This is a genomic window from Janthinobacterium sp. ROICE36, assembly GCF_002869965.1.
GTDB lineage: Bacteria > Pseudomonadota > Gammaproteobacteria > Burkholderiales > Burkholderiaceae_D > Janthinobacterium.
Map to the genome: position 1 here is coordinate 1 of NZ_PEBS01000109.1, position 11,418 is coordinate 11,418.

At 62.7% G+C, this 11,418-nt stretch carries 9 protein-coding genes; 6 read left to right on the forward strand and 3 right to left on the reverse strand.

Going from position 1 to position 11,418, the window contains the following annotated elements; translation table 11 throughout:
• Positions 1–205 precede the first annotated feature (205 nt).
• Positions 206–439, forward strand: a complete 234-nt coding sequence (locus CSZ94_RS25560) for a hypothetical protein (RefSeq protein WP_102124094.1) — start codon at positions 206–208, stop codon at positions 437–439.
• 11 nt (positions 440–450) lie between these two features.
• On the opposite strand, the gene CSZ94_RS25565 is transcribed toward CSZ94_RS25560, so the two are convergent.
• Positions 451–1,455 carry a GlxA family transcriptional regulator gene (locus CSZ94_RS25565; RefSeq protein WP_102124095.1) on the reverse strand — a complete coding sequence of 335 codons (1,005 nt, stop codon included), beginning with the start codon at positions 1,453–1,455 and terminating at the stop codon, positions 451–453.
• Between the two features lie 115 nt (positions 1,456–1,570).
• On the opposite strand from CSZ94_RS25565, the gene CSZ94_RS25570 reads away from it, so the two are divergent.
• From CSZ94_RS25570 to CSZ94_RS25580, 3 genes are all read left to right on the forward strand, one after another.
• On the forward strand, positions 1,571–4,720 hold the full coding sequence (locus tag CSZ94_RS25570) for a polymer-forming cytoskeletal protein (RefSeq protein WP_102124096.1): 3,150 nt from the start codon (positions 1,571–1,573) through the stop codon (positions 4,718–4,720).
• Positions 4,721–4,812: 92 nt separating this feature from the next.
• Entirely contained in the window at positions 4,813–5,511 is a 699-nt protein-coding gene (locus CSZ94_RS25575; protein WP_102124097.1) for a dienelactone hydrolase family protein, read from the forward strand.
• Positions 5,512–5,640: 129 nt separating this feature from the next.
• Positions 5,641–6,057 carry an SRPBCC family protein gene (locus CSZ94_RS25580; RefSeq protein ID WP_102124098.1) on the forward strand — a complete coding sequence of 139 codons (417 nt, stop codon included), beginning with the start codon at positions 5,641–5,643 and terminating at the stop codon, positions 6,055–6,057.
• Between the two features lie 38 nt (positions 6,058–6,095).
• Here CSZ94_RS25580 and CSZ94_RS25585 read toward each other — a convergent pair whose 3' ends face one another.
• On the reverse strand, positions 6,096–7,721 hold the full coding sequence (locus tag CSZ94_RS25585; RefSeq protein ID WP_102124099.1) for a M28 family peptidase: 1,626 nt from the start codon (positions 7,719–7,721) through the stop codon (positions 6,096–6,098).
• 134 nt (positions 7,722–7,855) lie between these two features.
• Between CSZ94_RS25585 and CSZ94_RS25590 the strand changes: the two genes are divergently transcribed.
• Together CSZ94_RS25590 and CSZ94_RS25595 are read left to right on the forward strand one after the other, a co-directional pair.
• Positions 7,856–8,701: an alpha/beta fold hydrolase gene (locus CSZ94_RS25590; RefSeq protein ID WP_102124100.1), complete on the forward strand. Its 846-nt coding sequence runs from the start codon at positions 7,856–7,858 to the stop codon at positions 8,699–8,701.
• Positions 8,702–8,972: 271 nt separating this feature from the next.
• On the forward strand, positions 8,973–11,135 hold the full coding sequence (locus CSZ94_RS25595) for a DEAD/DEAH box helicase (protein WP_102124101.1): 2,163 nt from the start codon (positions 8,973–8,975) through the stop codon (positions 11,133–11,135).
• 163 nt (positions 11,136–11,298) lie between these two features.
• On the opposite strand, the gene CSZ94_RS28365 is transcribed toward CSZ94_RS25595, so the two are convergent.
• The coding region (locus tag CSZ94_RS28365; RefSeq protein ID WP_219726053.1) for an IS4 family transposase at positions 11,299–11,418 on the reverse strand (120 nt) is incomplete at its 5' end.

The following is an 11,418-nucleotide window of genomic DNA, read 5'->3' on the forward strand; positions in this document are numbered from 1 at the left end:
AGAGAGATCGGTTCGTTTGCCATTTACGCGTCCAAATACCGAGAGTAAACGCCTTTCTCAACGTGTTTACAAGCAATATTTCACCCTATCGTCACTCCGAGCACCTACCCTTCATGCAATCGCCCTGCGGGGCAGGGCGGCAGGCTGTACTTCGCTGCCTGCGCCTGCTAGTGTGAAGGTATCCGCCTTGCTTTGGGAGCCGTCCATGTTTGCCACTGCCTACCTCGCCACGTTGCGCCGCATGCTGCCCATCTTTTTCGGCGCGGCCCTGTCTTCCCTGCTGGCCTTGTGGTGGAGTAATGCCGCCATCCTCGCCACGCCCGTCATCTGGCTGGCGCTGCTGGCCACTTATCTGCTGTGCGCGCTGATGTTTACGCCGCTGGCCTGGCACCGCCAGCAACTGGCCACGCGCCACGTGCGCAGCAACAAGTCGCGCTGATCTTCCTGCGCCTAGCGCGCCGTGCTGGAAAAGCGCTCGCGGTAGTCGCGCGGGGTGATGGCGAGTTTCTTTTGAAACAGGCGGCGCAGCCTTTCCTCGCTGTGCAAGCCCGCTAGCACGGCCACCTGTTTTAAGGAGGAGACATTGTCTTCCAGCAAGCGGCGCGCCACTTCAAAGCGGGCCGTTTCAATGAATTCCGTGGGGCTGCTACCCGTTTCGCGCTGGAATACGCGCGTAAAGTTGCGCTCGCTCATGGCCAGCCTGGCCGCCAGCAAGGGCACCGTGAGTTCTTCGCCCAGGTGTTCCATGATCCAGCCCTGTAACTGGCGGATGGTCGGATGTGTGGTCATCTGGCTCGACAGGTGTACGGAAAACTGCGACTGGCCGCCGGGCCGCTTCAAATACACCACCAGATCGCGCGCCACTTCCAGCGCGATATCGCGGCTGAAATCGTCTTCTACCAGGGCCAGCGCCAAGTCGATGCCGGCCGTTACGCCGGCCGACGTCCAGAATTTCCCTTCCCGCACGAAAATCGCATCGGCATTGACCTGTATCAATGGATAGCGCTGGCGCAAGCTGTCCACGGCGCTCCAGTGCGTGGCGGCGCTCTTGCCGTCGAGCACGCCCGCCTCGGCCAGGAAGAAGCAGCCCGTGCAGAGCGCCGCCAGGGTAGTGATGCGGGGCGCCGCCTCGGCCACCCAGGCGGCCAGGGCGGGGATGTCTTGCAAGACTTGCTCGACATGGTGGCAGCCGACGATGACGGCCAGGTCGGGCAAGCGGTTCACATCGAGCGCCTTGCTGGCGTGCAGCGACATCAGCGTGTCGGACTTGACGGGGCCGATGGCCGTCGACACGATGCGTACGTCGTAGCCGCCGGGCAACTTGCGCAGGCGCAAATGGGTATTGGCGTAATCGAACACTTTCATGGCGCCGATGGCTTCGAGCGCCTTGAAGCCGGGATAGACGATGATGTCGACGGTGCGCAGGGGGAATTCTTTGGGGCTAGGCTTGATCATGCGATATGCGCGAGGGGGATAAATACTGCCATAATGCAACAACAGCGATGGCGTAGATTAGCATGAAATAGTCCGCGCGCCCGCTGGCTCCCCACCCACCGGATTCCTCGATATCGTGCGCTTACTCCATATTTTTGCCGCCCTGACATTGCTGCTGGGCTCCGCCCTTGCCAACGCGGCCACGCTCAATTTCAATGGCGGCGCCGTCGGCGGCTGCAGCCTGCCGGCGGCCAGCACCCAATACACTTGCGCCAGCCTGAGCATGGGCAGCACCGACAACGTCGTCATCGCCAGCGGCTATGGCGTGACGGTCAACAGCGATGTGAACATCGGCTACAACCAGGGCTTGAGCATGAGCGGCACGGCGGCCCTGACGGTCAACCGGAATCTCGACATCAGCAATGTCAATCCACCCAACCTGAAGGTGACGGGTGGCAGTCTGACTGCCAAAGGCGGCAATTTCAATGTGGGGGCTCAGAGCGGCACGGTGATCGTGGCCGATATCTCTGCGGCATCCGTCTCGCTGGGCGGCACGCCTGTGAAAGTGACTGGCAATATCACGGCCACGGGTAATATCGACATTTCCTCCGGCTCGACGCTGAATGGCGCCATCAACGGCGGCAGCGTCACCAGCAGTTCAAACGTCAGCATCAGCGGCAGCGTGAAGGCCAGCGGCAGCGTCAGCATCGGGTCAAGCTCGACGATAACTGGCCCCATCAACGGCAGCAGCATCACCACCAGTTCCAGCGTGACCATCACCGGCGACGTGACGGCCGTCAATTCCTTCAGCCTGGGTTCGGGCAGTAACTTGAAGGGTGCCACGAGGGCGCCCGTCGTCAGCATCGATGCCGCCAGCAGCCAGGTGCAGGGCGATATCACGGCCAGCACCTCGCTGACCGTCGGTTCCGGCAGCCAGATCAAGGGCAACCTGACGTCGCCGAGCATCGACCTGAGGGCGTCCGGCCTGCTTGTCACGGGCGACGTGAAGGCGAGCAATTCCCTCAGCATAGCCTCCGGCAATGGCGTCAAGGGCAATGTGGAGGGCGGCAACGTGACCCTCGATTCCTCCAACGCCTACATCACCGGCAACGCCCTGGTCGACCACATAACCCTGGGCTGGCAGGGCCGGGTGCAGCAAACCATCTCCTGCAAGGCGTATACGCCATCCAATCCGTGCAGCTGCGTGACGAATAACAGCGGCTGGCCCTACACTGACCCCATGGGGCCGAAATGCGGACCGGGTACGCAGGCCGGTCCCCACCATTTCCAGATCGATCATTCGGGCACGGCCCTGACATGCGCGCCGCAGTCGGTGACGGTGACGGCATGCGCGGATGCCGCCTGCAGCGCCAGATACACGGGTGGCGCGAATGTCACCGTCAGCCCAGGCGGCACGGCGACACAGATCGACAGCAGCGGCGTGGCCACTGCCAGCGTGCGCCAGTACACGGTCGGCACGGCCACCCTGAGCCTGACGAGCGTGCCCGGCACCTCGGGCGCGCTCGTCTGCAAGCGCGCTTCGGACGCCAGCAGCAGCTGCGACATGAGCTTTGCAGCGACAGGATTGACGGTCACTCCCGTCAATCATGTTTCTGCTACTCAACAGGCGTTCAGCATCAGCGCCGTGCAGGCCGCTCCCAGCCCGACCCCGCAAGCGTGCGTGCCCCTGTTTCAGAATACCAGCAAGGATATGAAGCTCGTCTGCAGCTATGGCAATCCTGCCAGCGGCACCTTGCCCGTCTTGGTGCAGGGTACGGGGGCTTTCCTGCCACTGGCCCAGAACAGCAGCAGCGCCTGCAGCGCGGCGGGCGCGAACGTCAAGCTGGCGTTCAACGACAAGGGTGTCGCCACGGCCATCATGTCGTATGCGGACGTGGGGCAGCTGAATTTGACAGCCACCTATACGGGGTCGGCCACTACCGGCGACGCCGGCTTGAGCATGACGGGCAGCGGACCTGTCACCGTCGTTCCGGCCGCGTTCAGCGTCCCTATCATTGCCAGCACCCAGCGCGCGGGTGCGCCAGTGACGGTCAGCATGAGCGCGCTCAATAGCGCGGGCGCCGTGACGCCGAACTTCGGCAATGAAAAATTGCCAGAGACGGCGCTGCCTACGCTGGCCAGCCTCGTCAGCCCGTCGACGAGCGAGATTCCCGTGCCAGGCCAGCCAGCCAAGCCGGCCATACAGGGTGGCGTGGTCTTCAAGAATGGTGGCGTCGCCAGCAGCGACATGAGCTGGCCGGAAGTGGGAACCATCACCATCGCCTTCAATCTGGCTAATACCAAAGGATACCTGGATGCCAACCTTGCTTTGGCGGAATCAAGCGTGAGCAAGCAGGTGCAGTTCATCCCGCATCATTTCATGACTGAAATCGTGCCGCAGCCAGAGGCGGGCAAGCCGCAGTTTCCTGGCGCCTGCGTGGCTCCCCTGATCTGTTCGGGTGGCAAGTATGTGTATTCCGGTCAGCCGTTTGATTTGCGTGTGACGGCGCGCAATGCCGCGGACGCAACCACCGTCAACTACGATGGCCGGGCCAAGGCGCTGATGGCGCCTGTCACACTGCAGGGTCTGGCCCCGGCCGACGAGAAAATCGTTTTTCCGCCGGCGGCGCCGGCCGGTAGCCGCCTCACCGACGGCAGCAGCGCGCAAACGACCGTCAAGGAAGTAGCGCTGGACAAGTTCATTCTTGGCATCGCCACGCAATCGATCGCCTACCGTTTTCCCGGCGCCTATGCCGTGCCTGCAGGAACGATCGCACTGGCACCGCCGACGGGCGTGCGGTTTCGCGCCAGCAGCACGTATGCCAGCGGCGATGTCGTGAGCTCGGGCCCGGCTGCGCCCAGGACGGAAGGGGAACTGACGGTGCTCACGGGCCGCATCATGGTGCCCAACAGCTACGGTTCCGAGCGCTTGCCGATCCGCCTTCCCGTGCAGGTCCAGTACTGGAATAACGGCTGGCTGGGCAATGTGTCCGACAGCGTCACCCAGTTCGGGCATGCCGGGGTCACGTTAGCCAACTGCGGCAAGGGACTCACCTCAGGCGCTGGCGCATGCAATGGCATTCTGAAAGTGCAAGACGGCATGTATGCATTCAAGCAGGGCGTCTTGCCCCCACCCAAGGGACAGCTGCTTTTGCTGGCGCCGGGCGTGGCGGGCAGCGTCGACGTGTCTGCCAGCGGCTTGCCGTACCTGCCCAGTACCTTGGGGCGCGCCGTGTTCGGCGTGTTCAAGTCGGGCCCCGTGCTTTACCTGCGCGAGCTGTATTGAGCCTGGACAAAAAGGCGGGCGGACGCAGGCAGGGCGAAAAACCAGTAACATGCCTGGCTGTGGCATTCCCCCAACCTCAGACTGGAGTTTCTATGAGCACAACATCGCAGTGGATCGATATCGCCGGCCCGGACGGCAGCTTCCAGGCTTACCTGGCCGTGCCGCATGTGGGCAAGGGCCCCGCCATCATCCTGTTGCAGGAAATTTTCGGCGTCAATGAGCACATCCGCGCCGTGGCCGACCAGTACGCGGCCGATGGCTATGTGGTGCTGGTGCCCGACCTGTTCTGGCGCGCCGGCGCACACATCGAGCTGGGCTATGACGAAGCAGGCTGGAAGCGCGCCGTGGAACTGATGCAGGCCACCGACAATGCGCATGCCGACGCCGATATCGCCGCCACCGTCGCCGTGCTGCGCGCGCGCCCGGAAGTGACGGGCAAGCTGGCCTCCGTCGGCTATTGCTTCGGCGGTCGGCTGTCGTTTCAAACGGCAGCGGCCGGGCTGGTCGATGCGGCGATCGCCTATTACGGCGGCGGCATCCAGAACAAGCTGGACCTGGCTGACGACATCAAGGTGCCGCTGCTCATGCATTTCGGCGGCCAGGACAGCCATATCTCGCCGGAGGCCGTGCAAAAGATCGCCGAACGCTTCGAAGACCGGCAAGACGTGGAAATCCATATCTACCCGGGTGCCGAGCACGGCTTCAACTGCACCCACCGCGACAGCTACCAGCAGCGCGCCGCCGTCCACGCGCACGGCAATTCCTTGATTTTCCTGGCGGAAAATCTGTAAGCGGGAGCGCCGCAAGCGTCATCGACTCGGCAGCAAAGCCGCATGGGCGCTAAAATAGCGGCTGTGCCGGGCAACTCCGGCCGGCCGGGCACGGCGCCCGGCAAACCTGGATGAGGAACCGAATTAAAGATGGCCCAAGTAATTGTTTCTGTAACATTGGCGGCAAGCGCCGAACGCGTGTGGGATTTTATCGGCGGCTTCCAGTCGCTGGCTGAATGGTCGAGCTCCATCAAGACCAGCTTGTCCGAGCATGGCGGCCGCGTGCGGCGCCTGAAAACCACGGACGGCGCCGTCATCGCCGAACGCCTGCAAAGCTACAGCGAAGCGGACAAGAGCTACAGCTACACCATCGTCTCGGGCCCGATTCCCGTCAAGAACTACCGTTCTACATTGCGCGTCACGGGCGAACCGGGCGTCGCTTCCTGCGTGGCGGAATGGTCGAGCGAGTTCGATGCGGCCGAAGGCGTGGAAGAGGTCATGGTGGGCGCGTTTCAACATTTATACGAAACAGCGTTCGTCGACCTGAAACGCATCATGGCGATTTAAATGAAAACACCGGCTTTTGCCGGTGTTCTTCATGGTGCCTAGCGTTTTACCTTGCCAAACGCCTCGTCCTTGTTCCAAGTAGGCAAGTTCTTGTCGTTCGCCACTTCATAGCCGAGGTTCAGGGTGAACTGCGCCTGCTGCACCATGCCCGACAAGTCCCACGACGGGTGGTATTCATCGCTGACCTGGTGGTAATCCTTCTTGAAGGCCACCAGGCGCTCGCCTGAGGCTTTGGGTTCCTTGACGAAATCGAAGGAGCCGTCGCCGGAGAATACTGCCGAGCCCACGTTGAAGGCGGGCACGCCGGCCTTGGCAAACGCAAAATGGTCGGCCCGGTAAAACGCGCCGGACAGGTCGGCGATGGTCGGCGCCAGGCGCAAGCCCATGCGCTTGGCGACCTTGGCGGCGCTGGCGTACAGGCTGCTGCGCTCGGCGCCGGCCACGCCGATGTCGTGCGTCTTGCCGACGAAGTTCATGCTGTCGAGGTTCAGGTCGGCAGCCGTTTTCGCCAATGGCCACAAGGGCTTGCGCGTGTAGGCCGTGCTGCCCAGCATGCCCGTTTCTTCGCCGGCCGGCCACAGGAAGATTTGCGTGCGGCGCGCCGGCTGTTGCACGGCCACCTGCGCCATGGCCAGCAGGGCTGCCGCGCCCGAGGCGTTGTCGATGGCGCCGTTGTAGATGTGGTCACTCTGGCCCTGTTTGCCACCTTGGCTGCTGCCTTCGTCATCCTTGCCCAGGTGGTCCCAGTGGGCCGAATAGATCACGGCTTCGTCCTTGAGTTTCGGGTCCGTGCCCGGCACGATGCCGGCCACGTTGAATTGCTCGATGCTGCGGATCTGGCTATTGACTGCCACCTTGATCGTGGCATTCAAGGCCACGGGGCGGAATGCGCGCGTTTCGGCCTGCGCGCGCAAGGCGTCCAGGTCTTGTCCCGCTTGCTGGAACAGGGCGCGCGCCATGTCTTCCTGCAGCCAGCCTTCCATGGCATTGCCCGCGCCCGCCAGGTTGAAGCGCTCGTGGCCGAAACCATTGGCGGGCACCGACCACGGATACGACGCCGATTCTGTCGTGTGGATCAGCAGGACGCCGGCGGCGCCCTGGCGCAGCGCTTCCTCGTACTTGTAGACCCAGCGGCCGTAATACGTGAGGGACTTGCCGGCAAAGCGGTTCGGCTCGGCAGCGGTGGGCTGCGGGTCGTTGACCATCATGATGACCAGCTTGCCTTTCAGGTCGATGCCTTTGAAATCGTCCCAGCGTTCCTCGGGTGCGCGGATGCCGTAGCCGGCAAACACGACGGGCGCGTCGAATGCCACTGTTTCATGGCCATTCGCCGCGCCAAAGACGATGTCCTTGCCGAAGGCGGGAGCGAGCGTCTTGCCGCCCGCGTTGAAGGTCACCTTGCTCGATGGCAAGGCCTTGCTGCCGACGATGGTCAGCGCCTGGCGATAGCTGCCGTCCGGCAAGGGCTGCAAGCCGACCACGGCCGCCTGGGTTTCCAGGTAGCGCACGGCCAGGTCGCCGCCGCGCTGGCCTGTGCCGCGTCCTTCCAGCAAGTCGTCGGCCAGGAAAGACAGATGGGCGCGCAGGGGTGCTTCGGCAACGAGCGCTTGGGCGAGGGCGGCCGTGCTGAACAGGCTGGCGGCGAGGACGATGGGAAAACGCATGACAACTCCAAAAGTGAATAAGGGAAAGCAAAGCAGCGACAATCTTACTCTACCGCAATGCGTCAGCGTAGCGCGCGGCGTGCGCGCGCCATTGCGGCCACAATGGCCGCTGGCCCACCGACTAGGAGCGTTCCATGACTGCCACCGATTTGCAATCGAGCAATACCCTGCGTACCGCCGACGGCACCCTGATCTACTACAAGGACTGGGGCAGCGGCCCGCCCGTCGTTTTCAGCCACGGCTGGCCGCTGTCGTCCGACGCCTGGGAAGACCAGATGTTTTATCTGGCCTCGCACGGCTACCGCGTCATCGCGCACGACCGGCGCGGCCATGGCCGCTCCAGCCAGCCCTTCGACGGCAACGACATGGATACCTATGCCGACGACCTGGCCGCGCTGATCGAGGCGCTGGACTTGACGGGCGCCACCCTGGTGGGCCACTCGACGGGCGGCGGCGAGGTGGCGCGCTACATTGGCCGCCATGGCACGCAGCGTCTGGCGGGCGCCGTGCTGGTAGGCGCCGTGCCGCCGTTGATGCTGCAAACGCCGGACAACCCGCTGGGCTTGCCGCTGTCCGCCTTTGACGCTATCCGCGCGGGCGTGCAGGCCGACCGCAGCCAGTTCTTCAGCGACTTGAGCGAGGCTTTCTATGGCTACAACCGGCCCGATGCGAAGCCGTCGCAGGGCGTGCGCGATAGTTTCTGGCGACAAGGCATGCAGGCCGGCATGCCGGCATCCTATCTGTGCATCAAGCAATTTTCGGAAACGGATTTCACCGGCGACCTGGCCAGCTTCGACGTGCCGACCCTGGTGATCCATGGCGACGACGACCAGATCGTGCCCATCGCCGCTTCGGCGCGGCGCACGGCCGAGCTCATCATCGGCAGCAAGCTGCTCGTGTATGCGGGCGCGCCGCACGGCCTGGCGACGACGCACAAAGACCGCTTGAACGAGGACTTGCTGGAATTCTTGCGCACCTGAAACGGGGCGGGCGCCATCGCGTGGAAGCACCCGCCGTTGCTATTGCCGCGCAGAACAGGCGTAGGCAGCACATTGTTGTGTATCATTTAATGTTGGTAAAATCACGCGCCAATTGCGTCTGGATCACCGATTTTTCTGGCTTTTTTCGGTAGATATGGTGCAAAAAACGGCGTTCTGCGGCATGCAGCCACCCGGTAAGGTCCAGTAAAGAGTAAACTAGCAGATACACTCTTTCGCATTGGGCGATTCGAGCGAACTTGTGAGTGATTTCATGTCTGATACACCAATTTCCTTATTTTCCGACCTTAACCTGAGCGAGCCGCTGATTCGCGCGCTCAAGGATGTCGGTTACGAAACACCGTCGCCTATCCAGGCGGCCACGATTCCATTATTGCTCGCTAATCGCGACGTGCTGGGCCAGGCGCAAACGGGCACGGGTAAGACCGCCGCCTTCGCCTTGCCTATCCTGTCGCGCATTGATCTGAAACAAAGCTCACCCCAAGCCCTGGTCCTGGCACCGACACGCGAACTGGCCATCCAGGTCGCCGAAGCGTTCCAGGTGTACGCCGCGCACATTCCCGGCTTCCACGTGCTGCCGATCTACGGCGGCCAAAGCTACGGCCCGCAGCTGTCGGCCTTGCGCCGCGGCGTGCATGTCATCGTCGGCACCCCTGGCCGCGTCATCGATCACCTGGACAAGGGTTCGCTCGACCTGTCCAAGCTGAAGACGCTGGTGCTCGACGAAGCCGATGAAATGCTGCGCATGGGCTTTATCGACGATGTCGAACGCATCTTGAAAGAAACGCCGGAAGGCCATCAAACGGCTTTGTTCTCGGCCACCATGCCTTCCGTCATCAAGCGCATCGCCACCACCTACCTGGTGAACCCGGCCGAAGTGACGGTCGCCGCCAAGACAGGCACGGCCGATAACATTCGCCAGCGTTACTGGCTGGTGTCGGGCATGCACAAGCTGGACGCATTGACCCGCATCCTGGAAGCGGAAGTGTTTGACGGCATGATCATCTTTGCCCGCACCAAGCTGGGCACGGAAGAGCTGGCCGGCAAGCTGCAGGCACGCGGCTTCTCGGCTGCCGCCATCAATGGCGACATCCAGCAAGCGCAGCGCGAGCGCACGATCCAGCAGTTGAAAGACGGCAAGATTGACATCCTCGTGGCAACCGACGTGGCCGCCCGCGGCCTGGACGTCGAGCGCATCAGCCACGTCATCAATTACGACGTGCCGCACGATCCGGAAAGCTATACCCACCGTATCGGCCGCACGGGCCGTGCCGGCCGCAGCGGCGAAGCGATCCTGTTCATCACCCCGCGTGAAAAGAGCTTGCTCAAAGCCATCGAACGCTCGACCCGCCAGCCGATCGGCATGCTGGAACTGCCGACGATCCAGGCCGTCAACGATGTGCGTATCGCCAAGTTCAAGGAACAGATCAGCGAAACCCTGGCCCTGGGCGAACTGGAGCAGTTCCAGTCGCTGATCGAAGATTTCGAACGCGAACAGAATATTCCCGCCATCGAAATCGCCGCCGCCCTGGCAAAGATGGCGCGTGGCAATGTGCCTTTGTTGCTGGACAAGAACAAGGCGCGCGAGCAAGCCACATGGCAAGACGACCGTCCTGTGCGCCAAGACCGCTTCGAACGCAATGACCGTCCGGAACGGGGCGAGCGCTTCGAGCGGAACGAGCGCAGCGAACGCGGCGAACGTCCTGCCTTCCCGAAAAAGGAACGCATCTCCCGTCCTGCCGACGCCGGCATGCAAACCTTCCGCATTGAGGTAGGTCATCAGCATGGCGTGAAACCGGGCAATATCGTGGGCGCCATCGCCAACGAAGCGGGCATCGATTCGAAAAACATCGGCCGCATCGAAATCTATGACGATTACAGCGTGCTGGACTTGCCAGACAGCATGCCGAAGGAATTGCTGGATCAGCTGAAGTCCGTCTGGGTTGCTGGTCAGCAATTGCGTATCAGCCGCGATGGCGACGCACCGGACCTGGCACCGCCAGCCGCGCCGCGCAAGCCGTTTGCCGCCAAGTCCGCGCCAGCGTTCAAGGATGCGCCAGCGGACGCGGGCGAGGCAGCACCCGCGCCGCGCGCGCCAAAGAAGGAACGTCCACGCCCGGGCGTGACGGCTTACCGCATCGAAGTGGGCCGTGAGCACGCTGTGACGCCAAGCAACATCGTCGGCGCCATCGCCAACGAAGCGAACCTGGAAGCCAAGCATATCGGCCGCATCGATATCTTTGACAATTACAGCGTGCTGGACTTGCCGGAAGGCATGCCGCCGGAAATCCTCGACCACCTGAAATCGGTCGTGGTCTCGGGCCAGAAACTGCGCATCAGTCTCGATGACGGCACGACGGAACGCAAGCCTGCGCCAGCGCGTCCGAAGTCCCCGCCGCGCAAATCATTTAAGTAAGCCATCCCCACAGGCGCTCCGGCGCCTGTGTCGCGGATTGGAGACATATCCCCCACTGGCGCGTTCGCGCCAGTTTTTATTTTTCCCCAAGAAATGAACCTTAGCAGGGTGTTGAATTAATCGCCGTGCCCGTCAACCATCACGGGCCGGTAAACGCACCTCGTTATACACAACTCTTGAGCGCGTCCATTTCACGTAGCGTGCGTATCGTTTCCGCCGCCACGTGAACATCCTTCAATCCAAGCCAGATCGTCTTCACGCCAGGCTCGCCATCGCTCTTGCG